The organism is Chelativorans sp. YIM 93263 (genome assembly GCF_028767125.1).
In the GTDB taxonomy this organism is placed as follows: Bacteria; Pseudomonadota; Alphaproteobacteria; order Rhizobiales; family Rhizobiaceae; genus Chelativorans.
Map to the genome: position 1 here is coordinate 574,652 of NZ_JAKCWP010000001.1, position 20,484 is coordinate 595,135.

Annotated in this window: 19 protein-coding genes and 2 tRNA genes; 4 read left to right on the forward strand and 17 right to left on the reverse strand. The window is 61.4% G+C overall.

The features are described from left to right. Nucleotides 1-21: 21 nt before the first annotated feature. From rpsA to aroA, 4 genes are all read right to left on the reverse strand, one after another. Nucleotides 22-1,734, reverse strand: a complete 1,713-nt coding sequence (gene rpsA / locus LY631_RS02820; RefSeq protein ID WP_274423589.1) for a 30S ribosomal protein S1 — start codon at nt 1,732-1,734, stop codon at nt 22-24. 233 nt (nt 1,735-1,967) lie between these two features. Continuing rightward, nucleotides 1,968-2,615: a (d)CMP kinase gene (gene cmk, locus LY631_RS02825; RefSeq protein ID WP_274423590.1), complete on the reverse strand. Its 648-nt coding sequence runs from the start codon at nt 2,613-2,615 to the stop codon at nt 1,968-1,970. Further along, on the reverse strand, nt 2,615-3,319 hold the full coding sequence (locus LY631_RS02830; RefSeq protein ID WP_274423591.1) for an SDR family oxidoreductase: 705 nt from the start codon (nt 3,317-3,319) through the stop codon (nt 2,615-2,617). Before LY631_RS02830 ends, cmk begins: the two co-directional genes overlap by 1 nt. A gap of 9 nt (nt 3,320-3,328) precedes the next feature. After that, on the reverse strand, nt 3,329-4,669 hold the full coding sequence (aroA, locus tag LY631_RS02835; RefSeq protein WP_274423592.1) for a 3-phosphoshikimate 1-carboxyvinyltransferase: 1,341 nt from the start codon (nt 4,667-4,669) through the stop codon (nt 3,329-3,331). 235 nt (nt 4,670-4,904) lie between these two features. Between aroA and LY631_RS02840 the strand changes: the two genes are divergently transcribed. Next, on the forward strand, nt 4,905-5,285 hold the full coding sequence (locus LY631_RS02840) for a TIGR02300 family protein (RefSeq protein WP_274423593.1): 381 nt from the start codon (nt 4,905-4,907) through the stop codon (nt 5,283-5,285). A gap of 137 nt (nt 5,286-5,422) precedes the next feature. After that, nucleotides 5,423-5,498 (forward strand) — tRNA-Ala (locus LY631_RS02845). A 325-nt stretch (nt 5,499-5,823) separates the two neighbouring features. Here LY631_RS02845 and LY631_RS02850 read toward each other — a convergent pair. After that, nucleotides 5,824-6,390 carry a TetR/AcrR family transcriptional regulator gene (locus LY631_RS02850; protein WP_274423594.1) on the reverse strand — a complete coding sequence of 189 codons (567 nt, stop codon included), beginning with the start codon at nt 6,388-6,390 and terminating at the stop codon, nt 5,824-5,826. A 127-nt stretch (nt 6,391-6,517) separates the two neighbouring features. Here LY631_RS02850 and LY631_RS02855 point away from each other — a divergent pair, with 127 nt between their 5' ends. Continuing rightward, nucleotides 6,518-7,699 carry an MFS transporter gene (locus LY631_RS02855; RefSeq protein ID WP_274423595.1) on the forward strand — a complete coding sequence of 394 codons (1,182 nt, stop codon included), beginning with the start codon at nt 6,518-6,520 and terminating at the stop codon, nt 7,697-7,699. Nucleotides 7,700-7,917: 218 nt separating this feature from the next. Here the strand turns inward: LY631_RS02855 and LY631_RS02860 are convergent. The 10 genes from LY631_RS02860 to LY631_RS02905 all read right to left on the reverse strand — a co-directional run bounded on the left by LY631_RS02860 (nt 7,918) and on the right by LY631_RS02905 (nt 17,381). Further along, a tRNA-Leu gene (locus LY631_RS02860) sits at nt 7,918-8,002 on the reverse strand. Nucleotides 8,003-8,253: 251 nt separating this feature from the next. Beyond that, entirely contained in the window at nt 8,254-9,066 is an 813-nt protein-coding gene (gene dapB / locus LY631_RS02865; protein WP_274423596.1) for a 4-hydroxy-tetrahydrodipicolinate reductase, read from the reverse strand. Beyond that, complete coding sequence (locus LY631_RS02870) at nt 9,066-10,916, reverse strand: ABC transporter ATP-binding protein (protein ID WP_274423597.1); 1,851 nt, start codon at nt 10,914-10,916, stop codon at nt 9,066-9,068. Before LY631_RS02870 ends, dapB begins: the two co-directional genes overlap by 1 nt. 120 nt (nt 10,917-11,036) lie before the next feature. After that, nucleotides 11,037-12,065 (reverse strand): glucokinase, encoded by a 1,029-nt coding sequence (locus LY631_RS02875; protein WP_274423598.1) that lies wholly within the window; start codon nt 12,063-12,065, stop codon nt 11,037-11,039. A gap of 17 nt (nt 12,066-12,082) precedes the next feature. Further along, nucleotides 12,083-12,481 carry a methylglyoxal synthase gene (locus LY631_RS02880; RefSeq protein ID WP_274423599.1) on the reverse strand — a complete coding sequence of 133 codons (399 nt, stop codon included), beginning with the start codon at nt 12,479-12,481 and terminating at the stop codon, nt 12,083-12,085. Between the two features lie 96 nt (nt 12,482-12,577). Beyond that, nucleotides 12,578-13,603 (reverse strand): penicillin-insensitive murein endopeptidase, encoded by a 1,026-nt coding sequence (gene mepA / locus LY631_RS02885; RefSeq protein ID WP_274423600.1) that lies wholly within the window; start codon nt 13,601-13,603, stop codon nt 12,578-12,580. Between the two features lie 175 nt (nt 13,604-13,778). Further along, nucleotides 13,779-14,561 carry an aminoglycoside adenylyltransferase family protein gene (locus LY631_RS02890; protein ID WP_445082823.1) on the reverse strand — a complete coding sequence of 261 codons (783 nt, stop codon included), beginning with the start codon at nt 14,559-14,561 and terminating at the stop codon, nt 13,779-13,781. A 107-nt stretch (nt 14,562-14,668) separates the two neighbouring features. Next, a complete protein-coding gene (locus LY631_RS02895; protein WP_274423601.1) occupies nt 14,669-15,544 on the reverse strand; it encodes an SDR family oxidoreductase in 876 nt (291 codons plus the stop codon). Beyond that, nucleotides 15,541-16,698 carry a tRNA epoxyqueuosine(34) reductase QueG gene (gene queG, locus LY631_RS02900; RefSeq protein WP_274423602.1) on the reverse strand — a complete coding sequence of 386 codons (1,158 nt, stop codon included), beginning with the start codon at nt 16,696-16,698 and terminating at the stop codon, nt 15,541-15,543. Before queG ends, LY631_RS02895 begins: the two co-directional genes overlap by 4 nt. After that, nucleotides 16,698-17,381, reverse strand: coding sequence for a glutathione S-transferase family protein (locus LY631_RS02905; protein WP_274423603.1), 684 nt, complete (start codon nt 17,379-17,381; stop codon nt 16,698-16,700). The genes queG and LY631_RS02905 overlap by 1 nt, the downstream gene beginning before the upstream one ends. Nucleotides 17,382-17,495: 114 nt before the next feature. On the opposite strand from LY631_RS02905, the gene LY631_RS02910 reads away from it, so the two are divergent. After that, on the forward strand, nt 17,496-18,359 hold the full coding sequence (locus LY631_RS02910; RefSeq protein ID WP_274423604.1) for an undecaprenyl-diphosphate phosphatase: 864 nt from the start codon (nt 17,496-17,498) through the stop codon (nt 18,357-18,359). A 198-nt stretch (nt 18,360-18,557) separates the two neighbouring features. Here the strand turns inward: LY631_RS02910 and LY631_RS02915 are convergent, their stop codons facing one another. Beyond that, a complete protein-coding gene (locus LY631_RS02915; protein ID WP_274423605.1) occupies nt 18,558-18,866 on the reverse strand; it encodes a hypothetical protein in 309 nt (102 codons plus the stop codon). Nucleotides 18,867-19,094: 228 nt separating this feature from the next. Next, nucleotides 19,095-20,468 carry a PRC-barrel domain-containing protein gene (locus LY631_RS02920; protein WP_274423606.1) on the reverse strand — a complete coding sequence of 458 codons (1,374 nt, stop codon included), beginning with the start codon at nt 20,466-20,468 and terminating at the stop codon, nt 19,095-19,097. Nucleotides 20,469-20,484: the final 16 nt, after the last annotated feature.

The window sequence follows — 20,484 nt, forward strand, 5'->3', positions numbered from 1 at the left end:
CGGCGCTATTGCGCGGAAGAACTAGTCCTCCTCGTCGTTCGTCTCCTGCTGCTTCAGGGCTGCGCCCAGAATGTCGCCAAGCGAAGCGCCGGCGTCGGTCGAGCCGAACTGAGCCACCGCTTCCTTCTCCTCGGCGATTTCCAGAGCCTTGATGGAAACGTTGATCCTGCGCGTCTTCTTGTCGAACATGGTCACGCGGGCATCGACCTTCTGGCCCGTGGCGAAGCGCTCCGGGCGCTGTTCGCCACGATCGCGGGAGAGATCCGAGCGCTTGATGAAGGCTTCGAGATCGTGATCGACCAGGCGCACGTCGAGGCCGCCATCCTTGATGCCGGTAACCTCACAGGTAACGATCGCACCCTTGCGCAGCTCACCGGAGGCAACCGCGTCGCCCACGGCATCGCGGCCAAGCTGCTTGATGCCGAGAGAAATGCGCTCCTTCTCGACGTCGACATCAAGAACTTGCGCCTGGACGGTGTCACCGCGGTTGTACTCCTCGATCACCTGCTCGCCCGGACGTGTCCAGTCGAGGTCGGAGAGGTGAACCATGCCGTCCACATCGCCTTCGAGGCCGACGAACAGGCCGAACTCGGTCTTGTTCTTGACCTCGCCTTCGACAACACTGCCGGAGGGGTGATTGCGGGCGAACGCCTCCCACGGGTTCTCCAGCGTCTGCTTGAGACCGAGCGAGATGCGGCGCTTGACCGGGTCCACCTCGAGCACGACCACCTCGACCTCCTGCGTGGTCGACAGGATCTTGCCGGGGTGCACGTTCTTCTTGGTCCAGGACATCTCGGAAACGTGGATGAGGCCCTCGATGCCCGGCTCCAGCTCCACGAAGGCGCCGTAATCGGTGATGTTGGTGACGCGGCCGGTGACCTTCTTGCCCAGCGGATACTTGCCGCCGATGCCTTCCCACGGGTCGGCCTCGAGCTGCTTCATGCCGAGCGAGATGCGGTGCGTCTCCTGGTTTATGCGGATGATCTGCACCTTCACCGTCTGGCCGATATTGAGGATCTCGGTCGGATGGTTGACGCGGCGCCAAGCCATATCGGTGACGTGAAGCAGGCCGTCGATGCCGCCGAGATCAACGAACGCGCCGTAGTCGGTGATGTTCTTGACCACGCCCTCGACCACCTGGCCTTCCTCGAGGTTCTGCACGATCTCCGAGCGCTGCTCGGCGCGGCTCTCCTCGAGCACGGTGCGGCGCGAGACCACGATGTTGCCGCGGCGCTTGTCCATCTTGAGGATTTCAAAAGGCTGCGGCGTGTGCATGAGCGGCGAGACATCACGGATCGGCCGGATGTCGACTTGCGAACGCGGCAGGAAGGCCACGGCTCCGTCCAGATCGACGGTGAAGCCGCCCTTGACCTGGTTGAAGATCACGCCTTCGACGCGCTCGCTATTGTTGAATTTCTCTTCGAGCTTGATCCAGCTCTCCTCGCGGCGCGCCTTCTCGCGCGACAGCATGGCCTCGCCCAGCGCATTCTCGACCCGCTCGACATAAACCTCGACCTCATCGCCGGGATTGAGCTGGCCGTCCTTCGCTTTGGCGCCGAATTCTTTCAGCGGGACGCGGCCCTCGACCTTCAGGCCCACATCGATGACAGCCATGTCTTTTTCGATGGCCGTAACGGTGCCCTTGACGACGGCGCCCTCGGCGACATCGCGGTCGGTAAAGGATTCTTCGAGAAGGCTCGCGAAATCGTCGCGAGTAGGATTAAGTTGTGACATTGAGACTCCTGAAAGGCCCATCTCGGGCGGCGCCGGTGGTTCGTGTTGCGATTGGCCTGCATGCATCCGGGCCTTCTCGGCCCAACGCCGCGTATACGCGGCAGTTCCGGCGCAGAGGATGCGGGCAGACCCGTTCGTCACTCCAGTATCTACATCTTACAAACGATATAAGATGCAAGGTATAAAACCGAAAAGCGCCTTCCGCCTCCCTGCGGGAGCCGTCAGCGCCTTCGTTAGGTGTTTCTTCCCGCCAGAGCTTTATCCACAAGCCTAATGGCTGCCTGAAACGCCGTCTCTATATCCATTTCGCTCGTGTCAAGCAAGTGCGCATCGTCGGCGGGCTTCAAAGGGCTGTCGGCACGAGACATGTCGCGCGCATCCCGTCGCTCGACATCAGCGAGAATATCGTCGTATTCGGCCGCGCCGCCACCTTCGACGATCTCACGCCAGCGGCGCTCGGCGCGTACGGCGGCACCCGCCGTCACGTAGAGCTTCACATCCGCATCCGGGCAGACGACCGTGCCGATGTCGCGACCGTCCAGCACGGCTCCGGGCGGACGTCGAGCGAATTCCCGCTGCTTTTCGAGCAAAGCTTGGCGCACCGGTCTCATCACTGCCACCTTTGACGCGGCCTCGCCGACCACGTGCTGGGAAAGAGCGGCCCGGTCGAACTGCGTGAAATCGAGGCCGTGCGCCGCGCGTTCGGCGCTTTTCTCGTCATCGAGCGGATCACCGGCATCCAGCAGCGCCTTGGCGACCGCGCGGTAGGTCAGGCCGGTGTCGAGATGGTGCAGGCCATAATAGGCGGCGAGCCTGCGCCCCAGCGTGCCCTTACCGGAAGCGGCGGGACCATCGATCGCAATGACAAGGTCTTCCACCATCAGACAGACCGCGTAATGCCCCCGTCGATACGAATATTCTGCCCTGTGATATAGCCCGAGCGCTCCGAAGCCAAAAAGAAGACCAGCTCGGCAACCTCCTCCTCACGGCCATAGCGCTCCATCGGAATGCGGGAGCGGCGCTCCTCCCTCTCCGGCATGGAGTCGATGAAGCCCGGTAGCACATTGTTCATGCGGAGATTGTCGGCGGCGTATTTGTCCGTGAACAGCTTGGTGAAAGCGGCCAGACCCGCGCGGAAGACGCCGGAGGTGGGGAACGCCTCTTCCGGCTCGAAAGTGGCGAAGGTCGAGATATTGACAATGGAGCCGAACTTCTGCGCCTGCATCACGGGCGCGACCAGGCGCGTGATACGGATCACGTTGAGAAGATAGACTTCCATCCCGGCGTGCCAGTCCTCATCCGATATGTCGAGGACCGCGCCTTTCGGTCCGTGGCCGGCACTGTTGACCACGGCGTCGATCCGGCCGTAGCGGTCGATGACGGCTTGTGAAAAGCTTTCCAGATCCTCGACGGAGCGGTTCGATCCGGTGAAGCCCAGCCCGCCGAGCTCCTTCGCCAGCGCCTCGCCCTTGCCGGACGACGACAGGATGGCAACGGCATAACCGTTATCCGCCATTTTCCGCGCCGCAGCTGCGCCCATACCGCTGCCGCCGCCGACGATCATTGCAACCTTCGTGTCTGCCATCATTCCTCGCTATTCGATCTTCGCACCCAGATTGTGCATCAGGGGCATGAATTCCGGAAAGCTTGTCGCGATGATCTCCCTGTCATCGACAGTGACCGGCTGTTCCGTTGCAAGGCCGAGAACGAGAAAGCTCATTGCGATGCGGTGATCGAGATGCGTTTCCACCGCCCCGCCACCCAGCCCCTTGCCGCCGGGCCGGCCGCGCACGGCCAGATAATCCTCGCCCTCCGTGCAGTCTATGCCATTTGCCTTCAGGCCGGCGGCCACGGCAGCTAGACGGTCGGACTCTTTCACACGCAGCTCCGCCAGCCCCTGCATCAACGTTTCGCCCTCGGCGAAGGCGGCAGCCATGCTCAGCACCGGATATTCGTCGATCATGAACGGTGCGCGCTCGGCCGGCACGGACACGGCCTTGAGCTCCGAGGAGCGGACGCGCAGGTCTGCCACCTCCTCGCCGCCGGCATCACGCCTGTTTTGGATTTCGATGTCGGCGTTCATTTCCTGCAGCGTAAGGATGAGGCCGGTGCGCGTCGGGTTCATCAAGACGTTCTCGATGACAATATCAGAGCCCGGCACGATCAGGGCGGCGACCAGCGGAAAGGCTGCAGAGGAAGGATCCCCGGGCACCTCTATCGCCCGCCCCGCGAGTCGACCCTGGCCTTCGAGGCGGATGTGACGCACGCCATCATCGTCCTTTTCCACCTCGACCGAGGCACCGAATCCCGCCAGCATTTTCTCCGTGTGGTCGCGTGTCATCACCGGCTCGATCACGGTGGTAATGCCCGGCGTGTTCAGCCCGGCCAAAAGCACGGCGGACTTCACCTGGGCGGAAGGGACAGGAACGCGATAGGTGATTGGTGCGGCGTGTTTCGGCCCTTGCAGGGTGATGGGGAGACGGTCGCCCTCCTGCGCTTCCAACACCTGTGTGCCCATTTGCCTCAGCGGCTCCAGTACGCGCCCCATGGGGCGCTTGGAGAGCGAGGCGTCGCCGATAAAACGCGTGGTCATGTCATAGGTGCCGACAAGGCCCATGATGAGCCTGGAACCCGTTCCAGCGTTGCCGAAATCGAACGGGGCGGCAGGTTCCAGAAGGCATCCGTTACCGGTCCCGGTGACGACCCATGCCTCGCCATCGCACCGGATTTTCGCCCCCATCGCCCTCATGGCGTCGCCGGTTCTCAGAACATCTTCGCCTTCGAGCAGTCCGGTTATGCGCGTTTCACCGTCGGAGATGCCACCGAACATGAGCGCGCGATGGGAGACGGATTTATCGCCCGGCACACGGATGCGGCCTGAAAGCCCAGGCGATCGAGAGCTGAGTGCGGAGCGGGACGGCAGGCTTTCGTTCACGAAAATTCTCCAGGCCGAATTGATGGCCGAGGCTTTAGCATGGAGCTAACCTTCGGTCACCCCTGTTGCAACGCCGCCGTCGGGAGGGCACAAATTCTCATTGCAAACCGCCTTTCATTAGGCTTTGACAGGCGTCTAAACTGTGGTTATGGGGTCCAAAAAAGCGCCTGACCAGACTTTTGCTTGCCGATCAAGCTGGCCGGCAGTAGGCGCGCAAGGAAAATGAGGCAGCACGGTGGCTAAACCCGAACTTGGCACGAAGCGTATTTGCCCGGAGACGGGCCGTAAATTCTACGATCTAAACAAGGATCCGATCATATCGCCCTTTACCGGGCGATCCTATCCGCGCAGCTATTTCGAGGGCGGATCGGAGCCGGTGGTCGAAAAGGAAGAGGAAGTCGTGGAGACCGAAGCGAGCTCCGAGGAGGCTCCGGAGGTCGTGTCGCTGGAGGATGCTGACGCGGAGACTAAAGGTCCGGAAGCCGACGTGCCGGACGTCGATGACGAAGAGGTCGATATAGAAGATTCCGATGACACCTTCCTCGAGGAAGACGAGGAAGACGGCGACGACGTTAAGACTATCATCGGCGTCGGCGATGACGACGAGGAAAGCTGAACCAGCCCGGACCTTGGGCCTGTAGAGGCAATGCATTTCCGGGCTTGATTCTGCGGCCGAGCAGGTTTAGAAGCCCGCAACGTCCTCGCAATTTCGGGGATGTTCACCAAAGCGGTGCGGCCTTTGGGCCGATGCGTGGGGCCATAGCTCAGTTGGGAGAGCGCTTGAATGGCATTCAAGAGGTCAGGGGTTCGACTCCCCTTGGCTCCACCAAATTCCCACTGATACGGATGGATAGTTGCTGATTTTTGGTCAGGATGGCTGAATTCAGGCAGGTTTAATTCCGCCGCCGGCCCATCGGTAATGGAAATAACCCACCGTATCTCCCCTCCTAGTGAGGATCGATTCGCTGTTCAGGACGCTGGTTTTCTAGATTTTTCGGCCCCTTGAACCGATAGCTATCTGCTAGCTACTTCTCGTCGTGTTTTTCAATCGCGATCCCGCCTACGCTTTGCCCGATCCGACAGCATGTCGTGGGCGCCCGCTGACTCCCAAATTTTGTTTCACCACGTTCAAAGATGAATGCGGGTCAAAAACGCTATCCGTTCGCCAGCGCATCGTTCGACCGCTGCAGCATGCCGCGCGCGATATCTTTGGCCTGCCGCATGGGTTGGTTCGTACGCTCGTGCAACGCGGTCACTGTCGCGCCGTCAATGAGCAGGACCAGCTGAGGGGCGAGCGTTTCGGCATCGCGGTAACCTGCGGCGATTAGACATTTTCCGAGAAAGTCCGCCACGGCGCGCTTGTGTTCTTTGGCGATCTGGAACACCGGACTGGCGGGGTCGGCGATTTCGGCCATTGCGTTGATAAATGCGCAACCCCGATAATCCGACCAGTTCGACCGTTCCGCGAGCGCATCGAAGACGGCCAGCGGATCCCCACCGAGATCGCGGACGCGCATCTCCAGCCACCCGCGGTAGGCCCTGTCATGGCCGCGCAGCATTGTGACGACGAGATCATCTTTGCTGGCGAAGTGCCGGTAGAAAGAGGCGCGACCCACACCCGAGACGGATAAAAGCCGCTCCAGACCCACGGCCTGAATACCTTCCGCGTAGAACAACTCCTCGGCGGTTTCGATCAAGCGTTCACGTGCGCGTGTCGGCATCTACAGAGTCCTTGACAAAAACGGAACCAATCGGTACCGAATGAGGAAACGGAACTGAATGGTTCCAATTTACGGGATGCAGAGCGCCACGTCCAGCTTTGGAGCGGGAGGGGCCCAAGGAGCCGTCATGGATATGCGAGCCGAATCGGAAAACCTGACAGTCGCAGAGTCGCCCGGGCTCGGGCGAGTAGCGGTCCTGGCCTTGGGCGTCTTCGCGGTGGGTACGGGCGAGTTCGTCCTGGCGGGTCTGTTGCCCCTACTGATGGAGTCATTCGCTATCTCCGCAGCGAAGGCCGGCCAGATCGTCACGGTTTTTGCTATTACCTGCGCGATTGCATCGCCCTTGCTCACGACGCTCACTGCCTCCTGGCCGCGCCGGACGGTGCTCGTCGTAGCGACTGTGACCTATCTGATCGGTTCGGCTGGCACCGCCTTAGCGTCCACCTATGCACAGGTGCTGCTCGCGCAGATGGTAGCTGCGGTTGGTGTGGGGCTATTCATCCCCAATGCTTCGGTAACGGCGGCCGCCCTTGTCCCGCAGAAGTTCCAAGGCCGTGCCATAGCCATTGTGATTACCGGCTTCACCGCGGCTGTGTCGCTCGGCGCTCCGTTCGGCACTGCGCTCGGCGGGTATGCCGGCTGGCGCGCGACCATGTGGTTTACGGCCGCGCTCGCCCTCCCGGGGCTTCTCGGCGTGCTCGCCCTGGTGCCGAGGCACGTGTCGATCGAGACGCCCGGAACGCTGACGGAGCAGCTGCGTCCGCTTACGGACCGGCGGGTGCTGGCGGTGATGGCGACCACGCTTGTTGGCTTCACGGCGGTCTTCATTCCCTATACCTATGTCGGCATCATCTTCGCTCCGGCAACGGCAGGAAACAGTGTCGCACTGGCCGTCCTGATGTTCACGCTGGGCGTGGTCGGCACGATCGGGAACTTCGGGGCAGGCTTTCTCGCCGACAGGATCGGCGGCACTCGGGTGGTCGCCATCGCGCTAATATGGTTGGCCGTCAGCACTGCCGTCCTGCCGTGGACGACGACACTGTACGGCGCTGCCGTCGCGATGATCGCCTTCTATGCGCTGGCCGCCTTTGCCATTACCACGCCGCAACAGCACCGGCTGATGTCGCTCCGGCCCGATTCCGCCGCCGTGCTGATCTCTCTCAATCAGGCTGCCCTTTATCTGGCCATTGCCATGTCGGGCCTGGTCGGCGCGGTCGGAATCCAGTGGGTCGGAGCGCAATTTGTAAGCCTTCTCGCCGCAACCTTGGCTATCATCGCGCTTGCTGTTTCACATCTGGCGGAACAATAACCATAAGTGGCGCATACGCCTGGCGAGATGACGGCCTCATAGTAAATGAGCGGCCCGACCATCGGAGCCCGCCAGGAAGATCGTCATGTTCTTCGGGGACAATTCCGGCGCTGCCACGTGGCGGGCAGTTAAAAGCGCCCAAGCAATCCATGCGGAGGCGAGCCGTCAAGGCAATCGGCCGCGTTGCTGTACTGCGTTTGTGAATTGGGCTCAAGAGATGGTGCCCAGGAGAGGACTCGAACCTCCACGCCTCGCGGCACACGGACCTGAACCGTGCGCGTCTACCAATTCCGCCACCTGGGCAAGGTGCGATGCCGATGTAAGCGGCAGGGCCGGTTCTGTCAACGCGGTTTTATGTTTTCATCCAGGGTCGGTGTGCGATTTCCGCTACATGCCTGACCGGCTGTGGATCAAGTACACGGATGGCACAACTGCACTCAGTCCTCAAGGATGCTCAACTCCGCAACGGCTGAATCGGCGTTGCGCCGGTAGACGATCGGCACGCCGATAGCGGTGTCGATTGTCACGATCGTCGCAGCGATTATCACTGTAGATCAGGTAAGGCCCAACACGTCGAGCATGGAGTAGAGGCCAGGCTTCTTCTCACGCGCCCAAAGAGCCGCCTTCACGGCGCCTCGTGCGAAAATCGTACGGTCCTCGGCCTGATGGGATAAAGTAATGCGCTCACCCGTTCCAGCGAGAATGACCGAGTGCTCACCCACGACGGAGCCGCCGCGCAGGGTGGCAAAGCCGATCGGGCCATCCTCGCGCACACCCGTATGGCCGTCGCGCACGCGCACACTGTTGTCGGCGAGGTCGATTTCGCGACCTCTTGCGGCCGCCTCACCTAAGAGCAGCGCGGTGCCGGACGGCGCGTCAACCTTGTTGCGGTGGTGCATTTCCAGGATCTCGATGTCGAAATCCGCCGCATCGAGCGCTTTGGCTGCCTGACGCACGAGCACGGAGAGCAGGTTCACGCCGAGGCTCATATTGCCGGATTTCACGACCGTGGCGTGCCGCGCCGCGGCCCTGATTGCCGCCTCCTCCTCGGCGGAAAAACCGGTCGTGCCGATGACATGAGCGATGCGGGCCTGGGCGGCATAGCCGGCGAAGGTGACGGAGGCGGCCGGCGTCGTGAAATCGAGCACCCCGTCGGCCTTGGCGAAAACAGGCAACGGATCGTCACTGATTTCGACATTGATCGGGCCCAATCCGGCAACCGCCCCGGCATCCTTGCCCACATGCGGCGAGCCCGCGCGCTCGACGGCGCCCGCCAGGGACACGCCGTCCATTGCATGGACAGTGCGGATCAGTGTCTGACCCATACGGCCACCGGCGCCGACTACCACCAAACCCATATCGCTCATCAACGGCTCTCCTCGCTTGTCTCCGTCTCTCGCTCCCCGGCCGTCTCGCTTGCCTGTCCGTTTTCCAGCAGGTTGTCACCCCGTTGGGTCTGCATCCGATAAAAGCGGGCATAGATTCCCCCGGGCTTTTTCATCAGCGTTTTGTGCGTGCCCTCTTCGACCAGCATGCCTTCTTCGAGGACCACGATCCGATCCGCGTTGACCACCGTGGACATGCGGTGCGCGATCACAAGCGTGGTGCGCGTCTTCATAATGCGCTCCAGCGCTTCTTGCACCTTGGCTTCCGATTCATTGTCGAGTGCGGAGGTGGCCTCATCCAGAAGCAGGATGGGGGCGTTACGCACGACGGCGCGAGCAATGGAGATGCGCTGGCGTTGTCCGCCCGAAAGCGTGGCCCCGTTCTCGCCCACCAGCGTCTCGTAGCCGTTCGCCTGTTGATGGATGAAAGCATCGGCACTGGCCATCCGCGCCGCTTCCTCCACTTCCGCATCCGTGGCGTCGGGACGGCCATAACGGATATTGTCGCGGATCGTGCCTTCGAAAAGATAGGGATGCTGCGAAACATAAGCGATGTTCGAGCGCAGCGAGCGTTTCGTGATACCCGCGATATCCTGCCCGTCGATCACGATCCGACCGCTATCGAGATCGTGAAAGCGCTGCAGGAGGGCGAAGAGCGTCGACTTGCCGGCGCCCGAGGGGCCTACGATCGCGGTGGTCTTGCCGGCTTTCGCCTCGAACGTCACGTCATTCAGCACCGGCATGTGCTCGGCATAGGAAAAGCGAACCTTCTCGAAATGAATTTCCCCGCGCGCCACGTCGATCGGCTTGGCATTTGGGGCGTCACCCTGCCGTGGCTCAATGTCCAGGATCTCGTAGATCATACGCGCGTTCACCAGCGCCCGCTCCAGGTTCACCTGCACCCGCGCCAGCTTGCGCGCGGGATCATAAGCAAGCAGCAACGCCGTGATGAACGCGAAGACAGAGCCGGGCGGCTCGGCACTTGACGCAGCGCGCCAACCTGCATAGGCGATAACACCGGCGATCGCCAGCCCGGCGAGCACCTCGGTGATCGGCGCCAGCCGCTCCGAGACCCGCGCAATCTTGTTGGAGCGTGTCTCGGCATCCCGGATCAGCCCGGCCATCCGTTCGGCCAGCGCGTTTTCCATGGTGAAGGCCTTGACCACCGCGATCCCCTGCACCGATTCCTGCATGGCCCCCAACAGGCGGGAGTTGATCTCGACGGATTCACGCGTGACGCGCCGCAAGCGCCGCATCAGATAGTTGACCGTGTAGACCAGCGGCGGGCCGATAACCAGCGCGATGAGCGATAGCAGCGGGTCCATGATGATCATAACCACCACCAGCCCGAGGAGCGAAACCGCATCGCGAGCGAGGGCGGCGAGCGTCATGTTCAGGAGGTCGCGGATTTCCGTGACATTCTGGTTGATTTGAGCGGCGAGCTGCCCGGAACGAGTAGCGGTGAAGAAGCCGATATCAAGCCGCATGAGATGGTCGAATATGCGGCGCTGGTAGCGCGCGACGATATTATTGCCCACTTTGGCGAGGAGCACCGCCTGTCCGTAGGTCGCAAAGCCACGGATTGTGAAGGCCACGACGATTGCCGCGCAGATCCAGCCGACGAGGTGCCACTGCTGGCGGTAAAAAATCTCGTCGATGATGTCCCGCATGATCCAGGCGCTGAACGCGGTGGTGCCGGCCACCGCCAGCATACAGATGCCCGCTACCGTGTAGTGCGGGATGAAGTCACGGCCGTTCTCAGTCAGCACGCGCCGGATGACCGCGATCACCTCGCCCGGTTCAGGCTGTCCATGCGCTTTGGGGTTGCCCAAGAATGACCGTCCTGCTCTTTTCAGCGCAGACCGCCACAGCGGCCGGTGCGTCGTATCCACCTCGTGAGCAGGCTATGCATCATCCACTGGGTTGTTGCAATTGTCAGCGGAAAAATCCGTTCACTGCTTGCGCCAGCGCCGCCCTGCCGTCTCCACGCCAAAGCGAGCCGGCGTACGCGCATAGGCGGCGATCCCCGTCAGCGCGGCCATGGGATGCGTGATGGCGAAAACCGGTATGGTCGCCATCAAATCCGAATGTGGTGCCTTGTCCTCGAAGGCGGTGCGGAATTTCCCGTTCTGGAGCGTGGGTACGATCTTCTGAGCGATTCCGCCGGTGAGGTAGACACCGCCACGGCTCATGAAGATCAGCGCAAGGTCGCCCGCCAGGCGACCCAGGTAGGTGGCGAAGAGGTCGAGCGTCTCAACCGCGGTTTTGTCGCTGTGATCGAGTGCGGCGGTGGTGATCTCCACCGGGGTTATGAAACGCGGCTCTACGTCATCGGCTGCCGCGATCGCCCTGTAAAGATTGGTAAGCCCGCGCCCGCAGAGGATCTGTTCCCCCGAAATGCGGCCCTCAATCTTTTCGATATGAGGAAAAACCTGCTCATCGCGAGCCGTCCGCGGACCTATATCGACGTGCCCCCCTTCGCCGGGGATGGGAATCCAGGTTCGCCGCGCGTGTACCAGCCCGGCAACGCCAAGCCCCGTTCCCGGCCCCAGAATAACCCGGCTCCCGACAGTCTCGGCACTACCGCCGCCGATCTTTTCCAGATGCTCCTCGCCCAGTGCTACGACGGCCAGTGCCTGCGCCTCGAAATCATTGAGCACGACCACGTCGCTGAAGCCCAGCGTATCCATCATCTGGTTGGGCCGCACGACCCAGTCGCAATTGGTCAGGTCGATCTCGTCGCCATCCACCGGCCCGGCGATCGCCAGAACGGCCGAGCGCGGCAGGACGTTGGTTTGGTCGAGTACGGCATTCTGAATCGCATCGTCGATCGTCGGGTAATCGGCCGTCTGCACGACCGGAAACTCCCTCGGCTCGGCATAGGAATCCACCACGATGGCAAAGCGCGCATTCGTTCCGCCGATATCGCCAATCAGGATCGGAAAATCGAGCACCATATCGGAATCGTGGGGATACGGCATGTCTCTGTTCGTGCCTTTCACTCGTTCGATGCGGCCCGGCCCGCGCCTGATTGTACCAGGACCATTTCCGCCGTGGCCCTGTTGAGCGCCATTGGAATATCATGAACGATGGCCAGCCGCATTAGTGCCTTCACGTCCACATCATGCGGCATTGCCGTTAACGGGTCGACGAAAAACACGAGCATGTCGATCGTCCCTTCGGCAATCAGCGCGCCGATCTGTTGGTCCCCGCCCAGGGGGCCGCTTTTCAGCCGTCTAAGGTCCAGTTCCGGACATGTCTCGGCAATACGCCCGCCGGTGGTTCCCGTGGCCACCAACTCGCAATTCGCCAGAAACGCCCGGTGATCCTGGGCGAAGGCAGCCATATCGTCCTTTTTCTGGTCGTGCGCTATCAACGCGACACGTTGTCGGGCCATGGGGCTCACCGAAAGCTAAATCGATTGAAGCTCCTATAAGCGAGCTGGACGGCGATGAAAAGCCGCCTTGGCGTATTTAGCGCGCTGGATTTCTCGTCATTGGAAGGGCCGCGGGGTCGGCAGCGGGACCTCCGAGGGCTGAAGGGACAGAAGCAGCGACGAAGGATCCGCCGATTTCACGCGAACGCTTGTTGCCTGTTGCAGGTCGCCGGGTCCTGCAACGGTGACCGCTGCTTCGGAAGGGGGGGCCGGCGCGTTGAGCACGGCCCGGCAGGCATTTGGCAGCGCGGCCATGGTCATGACGTCCCGTGCTTTCGGTTTCTCCGGCCCCTCGGCGGGTTTCCAAGGCTCCTCGGTAAACCACCAGGCCAGCGATCCGTCGCACCCCTCCCCGGGTGGAGGCGCGGCCTGGCTCTTACAGTTGGGCGAGCCGTCGGGGCAGGAGATGCGGATATGAAAATGATAGTGATGGCCCCAGAAAGGGCGGATCTTGCGCAGCCAAGAGCGGCCGCCCCGCACCGTATCGCAGAGCTTCTTCTTGATCCCGGGATGCACCAGGATGCGCTCGACTTGGCTGTAGTTCGCCGCCCGCCGCAGCACCGCTTCGTGCGCTGGCGTCCATTTGCGGCCGTCGACGTGGAGGGTGCCTTCTTTCAGCATCGAGACGGCGCTGACCTGCTCCCGTTCGGCCACGCTCATGCGCCTGTCGGGCATGGGAGTGAACCAGACGTCGGCATCGAGACCGATCTGGTGCGAGGCGTGCCCGGAAAGCATTGGCCCGCCCCTCGGCTGGGATATATCGCCCACCAGCAGGCCCGGCCAGCCGTCCTGTGCGGCTTCGCGCGACAGGCGTTCGATCAAGCCGACGAGCTCCGGATGACCCCAACGGCGGTTGCGCGAAAGCCGCATCGCCTGCCAGTGGGGGCCGTCCGGCGCGATGGCGACGCCTCCGGAAAAGCACCCTTTGGAGTAAAACCCATGCACGGCCGGCTCGGTGGCGGCGGGCAGTTTCTTGCCGCCGAACAGCTCCTTCGCCAAAGGTTCGGCCTGTGCTGGAGCAAAAGCCAGCAAAGACAGACCAAAACCAATTCCGATCAGCCGGAAAATCCTAAAGCGCCGCATATTTCCCTCTCCTGATGTGCTCAGGATATAAGCGAATCATAGCATATTTGCGGCGGCTTGGCCTCTCACGTCGGAGCAGATTTGGATTTGGCTCACGCACGCAGGATGATCGGCGCGATTGAGCCCAATGCGGCCAGCCGGATTTGTCCGCGCGGCGCGGGTTGACCCTCAGCGGTCACAGGAGTTCTGAAACCCGTTGGCGCAGATGTGCCGCCGTCTGCTGCGCAGCGGTCGGCCGATTTCCCCAATCGTCGTCGATTTTGCCCAGGTACGCCTCGCGTGCGTAGATCAGCGTCTCAGATTCTTGTTCCGGCATCTGGCGCGCCGCCCATGTCGCCGCGGCATCCTTGGTGATAAACTCGCCCGTGGCCGCTGTTCGCCACATCCGGGCAAGCGTCAGCAAGACGTTCCGCTCATCCCCACACAGACCATCGAGAAGCGCAGGTAGCGCATCGCGCATTGCTCGACAGATATGCTCCCACGGAATTTCTGGCAGAAGCTCTTTCGCGTCGGGACCGAACAGAGGAAAAGCCTCTTGTCGTGCCTGAGCCAGTATCAGCGTATTTTCAGGGTCGACACCAGCTTTGGGAAGCTGTCCAGCTTCAAAGTCGTCCCGCAACCATTCGCCATAGATGAATTCAGTCCGCGCCGGGAAATCCAGTGCCGCGAGATCTGCTTTCAGAAGCACCATCACCTCAAGGCATCGCGGGCCGCCGGGTTGGACGGGATGGCGACCGGAGATTCGCAGCAAAGTCGACAGGAGTCGTCTACGTTGTTTCTCTGTCAGGGGGCTGTCGATGATGGCGAGGAGGTCAACGTCGCTCTGAGGTCGTAATCCCCTCGAGACAGCCGATCCATGCAAATATACGGCAAGAAGAGCGTCCTGAAGGATGCTCTCCAAGGCCTCTGTTGCAGTCCGCGCCTGTCCAATCTGCTCTGATATCTCTGCCTGCATCATTCCGCCCGATGCGTTCGGAGAATGGCCCACCATAGGAATGACCGAGTCCGCATCTTCCAATTGGCTGAAGGAATGGGAGCTTCCGCTCACCACCCCGATTACGACGTTCAGCCCAACACTGTCCCCTCGGTGGCCCGCATCGCGGTGAGCGCCTCGCGATAGTTCGAAAATTGTAAGCTGTAGCCGGACGCCTTCAGCCTGGCGTTCGAGACGCGCTTGCATTCGGAGTAAAAGGAGCGGGCCATGGGGCCGAGCTCCGCCTCTTCGAACGGGATTTCCGGCGGCGGCGCCACACCCAACAATGAAGCGGCATACGCCACCACCTCGTGGGAGGGTGACGGCTCATCGTCGACGAGATTGAAAATACCCGCCGCTTTCTGGTGCAGCAGATGCCGCATTGCGCCGGCAATGTCGGCCACGTGGATGCGGTTGAAGACCTGTCCCGGTTTCACGATACGCCGGGCTGTCCCTTTGGCGAGGTTGACAAAGGGATTGCGGCCCGGCCCATAGATGCCGGCCAGCCGCAGAAGGGCGACAGGGACGTCCGCTCGCCGGCCGAAGCCGGCCCAATTCTTCTCCGCGTCGATCCGGCGGCGCGAGCGCGCGGATGCGGGCCGGCATGGGCTTTCTTCATCGACCCATGCGCAACCATGGTCGCCGTAAACGCCCACAGTGGAAAGATAGCCGATCCATTCCAGCGCCGGCAGAACCGCTGGCGTGTCGATGTCCGCAAGGACCGGATCACCCCCCTCTCCCGGTGCGATCGACACAATCAGATGTGTAATTGTGCGAAGCGTTTCGTGCAGCTCGTCGGAAAGCCCATCGCCGGTATAGAAGAACGGCTCGATCTTTAACGCGGAAAGCCCCCCGGCCTTGTCCGGATCGCGCGTCGTCCCCCCGATGAATTCGGCCTCAGGGGCGAGGGCTTCGCCGATTGCCCGGCCGGAAAAACCCGCGCCGAAAATGAAAATCCGTTTGTTCATTCGTCGACCGTCTCCGTACCGAGCGCATAGTCCCACTCGGATCGCACCTCGCGGTCGGCCTCGACCGCACGCCTTTTCTCGGCCAAGTCGCGGAACGCCTGTTCACTGAGAAGTTGCGAAAGGGCCCACACGGCCACGCCGCGTACGAGGGGTGAGGCATCCTCCAGAAGCCGTTTGCACGACGCAATCAGCGCTGGATCTTCCGCGTTTCCGGCGGCAATCAGCACATTACGGATAAAGCGGTCACGGCCGATGCGTTTAATGGGCGAACCGGAGAAGAATGCGCGGAAGCCCGCGTCGTCCAGCGCCAGCAAGTCCGTAAGCCGGGGCTCCTTCAGGTCTTCACGCGCCTGCAGCTTGGCTTCCGAAGCCTCTTGCGCGAATTTGTTCCAGGGGCAAACGGCCAGGCAATCGTCGCAGCCATAGATCCGGTTTCCCATCTTCGCGCGAAACTCATGCGGGATCGGGCCCTTGTGCTCGATGGTCAGATACGAAATGCAGCGCCGCGCATCGAGCTGGTAGGGGGCTGGAAAGGCATCCGTCGGGCAGATGTCGAGACAAGCCCGACAGGAGCCGCAATGGTCGGTTTCGGTCTTGTCGGGCGGGATTTCTGCCGTGGTAAATATGGAACCCAGAAAGAGCCATGAGCCTATCTCGCGGCTGACCAGATTGGTGTGCTTGCCCTGCCAGCCGATGCCGGCGGCTTCGGCCAGCGGCTTTTCCATCACCGGCGCGGTGTCGACAAACACTTTTACATCCTCGCCTGCGCGCGCGGCCAGCTTGCCGGCGATCTGCTTCAGGCGTCCTTTGATTACGTCGTGATAGTCACGGTTCCTGGCGTAGACGGAAATCGCGGCCCGATCCTTTTCCTCGAGCAGCTCCAGCGGGTCTTCGTCCGGCCCGTAATTCATGCCGAGCATGATGATGGAGCGCACATCCGGCCACAAAGTGCGCGGGTGAGCACGGCGCATTGCCGTTTCCTCCATCCACGCCATGGTGCCGTGGCGGCCTTCTTCTAGGAAGTGCGCCAGGCGCGCCGGGGCGGCCGGCGCGGCGTCGGGCGTGGTAAAACCGACCACGTCGAATCCTGTCGCGCGCGCCTCCTGTTCGATGAACGTGCGCAGCCGTTCCGGTGCGGCTTGCGCGGCAAGCATCAAAAATCCAGATCCGCGTAGTGCGAAGCCGGTGCAAGGCCGCGCACGCGGTCACTCAGGAGGGAACGGAAGGAGGGCCGCGACTTCATGCGGCTGTACCAGTCGCGCGCCGCCTCATGCTCGTTCCATTCGATCTCGCCGAGATAATCGAGGATGGAAAGCGAAGCCGCGGCGGCAAGATCGGCATAGGAAAGGCGTGGGCCGGCCAGCCAGTCGCGGGTTGCGGCCAGCCAGTTGGTGTATTTCAGGTGCTGGCGCACATTGGCTCGGGCTGCGCGAATGGCCCCGGCGTCTGGCGAGCCGCCCTCGTCCATCAGAAGTTTCAGCGCCCGCTCGCGCGCCAGATGGCGGGTCACGTCACCGTCCATTTTAACGAGATACCAGTCGACCAGCCGCCTGATTTCCGCCCGGCCAAGCGAGTCTTCAGCCATCAGGCGCCTTTCGCGCTGAAAGGCGCCGCGCGTTTCGTCGAGGTACTCGCCGATGACCGTCGCACCGACGATGGCGTAGTCGCTCTCGGCCAGCAGCACGGGGACCGTTCCGGCCGGGTTGAGCACGAGGAATTCCTTCCGCCGCGCCCACGGACGCTCTTCGATCAGGGTCAATTCCTCCCCGTACTCACCGAATGTCAGGCGGACAAATCGGCAGGAGGCGTAAAGAGGATGGTGAAAAAGCGTCAGCATGGTGTGGTTTTGTTCTGATTAAGCTGGCCATTTAATGACCATCGATATAGTGCGGAAAGCCCGAATCTCGAACGCTCCCGAGCTATAGGGGCAGACGAAAGCCGGCACAAGCAAGTGGGGTCGAATGTGGCGCTTTACTACATTTTTTTCCTGGCGATTGTGCAAGGGATTACCGAATTCCTGCCGATCAGCTCTTCGGCGCATCTCATCCTCGGACGCGATCTCCTGCTGGAGTTGGGCCTGCCGCCAATGGAGGGTACGCCGGCCGACGAACTTGCCTTCGACGTCGCTCTGCATGTCGGCTCCCTTTTTGCGGTCATCCTTTATTTCTGGCGCGATTTCGTCGAAATCGTGCTGGGTGTTGTCGACGGGCTGACGGGAAGAAGCGGTCCGCGTTTTCGATTTTTCCTGCTCGTATTGGTGGGAACACTCCCCATCGTTGTTGTCGGTTTCCTGGCGAAGGATATGGTCACAAATCTCCTTCGCTCAACCGAGATCATCGCCTGGATGACGCTGATCTTCGGCGTCGTGCTGTGGATGGCAGATCGGGCGAAGATTAAGAAAGACAATCCGTACGAGATGACCATGCGGGATGCACTCGTTATCGGCCTCCTCCAGTGCCTCGCGATCATTCCGGGCGTCAGCCGGTCCGGTATCACTATGACCGGTGGCCGTCTCCTGGGGCTTGATCGGCCACTATCGGCGCGCTTCGCGCTCCTCTTGTCAATCCCGACGATCGTCGCGGCCGGGATGCTGGCGACCTATGATCTCTACAACGGCGGCAACACGCGTTTGACGGCCGATGCTGTTCTGGGGGGCGCGCTGGCGTTTGTCACCGCCTGGATCGCCATTGCGCTGATGATGCGCTGGCTACGCAACGCAAGCTACGCGCCCTTCGTGGTTTATCGCCTCGTGCTCGGGATCGTTCTGCTCGCACTCGTCTATGGCGCAGGCTGGAGCCCGAGCCATTTCGGTTGACCGTCGAACCTCCTCTCTCTGATGCGGGGCCGCAAACTTATCAAGGTGGGCAGAGGGAGTGAGGGATCTGGACCTCAAGCTGGCACCTCAGACTGCATGGCGTTCACTTATGGGGGAAAGCAACGGCGGCGATGCAGCGGATCACGAACGTGCTTGCTCGCGCCGTCTGTTTGCACGCCTCGTCTGACATCGCCAATTTTACGGCGCCTGTATAGCTGCTTCAACTTCCTCGCACAGAATCCACCAACGCTGCTCGACAGCAGCTTCTTGGAGTTGCTCCACAAAGCCTTCGCTCTCGCCTGTAAGATCGACCAGACAAAGCCGATCGCCATTGTTCTCCAAGACGCTGATACTCACTTGTCGACAGCTTTCCGGCATGATCTCGCCATCGCTGGCTAAAACCTGCTCGAGTTGTTGCTGCTCCTGGCAAGCCGGAATTTGCTCCTGAGCAGACGCAACAGCGCTCATCGCGACTAAGCCCACAACACCAAAAAAGATCGTTCGCACGTTTTCGTTTCTCCTTCTGCCTCGAAGCAAACGGCACAGGCACTGTTTTTGTTTCTTTTATGCGTCGGGTGGTGCCGGCCGGCTTCGTGTATCCATAGTTGCCGATCACGCGGCCGAGTTCGTAGCTCTTCAGTTTGCGGCCGGCGACGGAACAGCGGTCCGCGAAGTACGCCAACAACCCCGCCGGCATCGCGGCCGACGGGGTGGGCACATGGAGATTGTCATCGTCTAGGTCTGTGAGATCTGGACCTCCTGGTCGCTCTGAAGCTCTTCACCACTGTCGACGCTGATCTGGGTTATCTGCTCGATCTCCTGGTCGGACATACCACGCAGAATAAGCTGATCTTCGTCGCTTGCCGAAGAAATCCTCTCGAGCGGCAGGGCGACTTCTTCACCGCCAAACCCGATGCTCTCGCCGTCGGAGAGGACAACATAAAGGCGATCATTGGCGCGTATAACGCGGTCGACCGTGCCCAGTTCTTCCCCGTCCTGATTGACGACCTGGCTGTCGACAAGCTCGGAAACATTAACGGATGTGGACTCGCCGGGCGCGTCGCCCTGACCGCCGTCGCCGCTCAGCATTTCGTAAGCCTGCTGCGGCACGTCCTGCTGTCCGATGCTGGCGGTCTGCTGGTCATCAGACTGCTGCTGGGCCTGATCGGCACTCGCGCTCTGCTGGCTTTCGCCGGCGTTTTGCTGGTCCTGTTCCGCAGACGCCTGTTGCTGCTGCTGATCCATCTCCTCAAAGCGCACCTGCGGTTCACCGGAACGGTTGAAGCTGACCTGCGGCTCGCCTGAAGATTCGAACTGGACGTTCGGTTCGGCGGCTTCGTAGCTGACCTGTGGCTCCTGGCGCTCGACATTCACCTGAGCCTGCTGCTCGCCTTGGCTCTGTTCCTGAACCACCGGCTGGCCGCGTTCGACCTGAACCTCTGCGCTTTCCTGCTCTTGCACATTGACCTCAGGCTCCGGCTGCTGAACCTGGACCTCAGGCTGGGACTGCGAGACGTCGATCTGAGGTTCGGGCATGGAGACGGAGACCTGAGGCTCCGGCATCCTAACGATGATTTCCGGTTCCGGCTGGTCGATCGATACGGTCGGCTGGGGCATTTCGACCCGAACGGTGGGCTCCGCCTGACGTACGACAATTTCGGGCTGACCCTGCTGTACGTTTACCCGTGGCTGAGGCTGTGCGTATGTAACTTCGGGCGAATCCTGCTCGACCGTTACCTCGGGTTGAGGTTGCTCGACGAGGATCTGGTTACCCTGTTCCTGTTCGCCTTGCTGGTCCGTCCCCGCCTGCTGATTCTCTTGCTGGTCCGTTCCGGTCTGCTGGTTCTGCTGACGCGCCTCGAGTTGCTCCGCCGCTTGTTCGGCTTCTGTCACATACTGGGCGCAGTTTTGCGGCTGTCCCTGATTCGCAACTTCGTTTGCCTGATCGATCCATTCCTCTTGAAACTGATTCTCGTACTGATCGATCAGCTCCGTCAGTCGCTGGCAAGACTGCTCGTTTTCGGTTTGGTTGGCTTCTTGTGCGATTGCCGGCAGTGCGGTTCCACAAAGAAAGCCGGCGGCAAGAACTAATTTGCTTTTTCCGGTCATATTCAACTCCATCGCT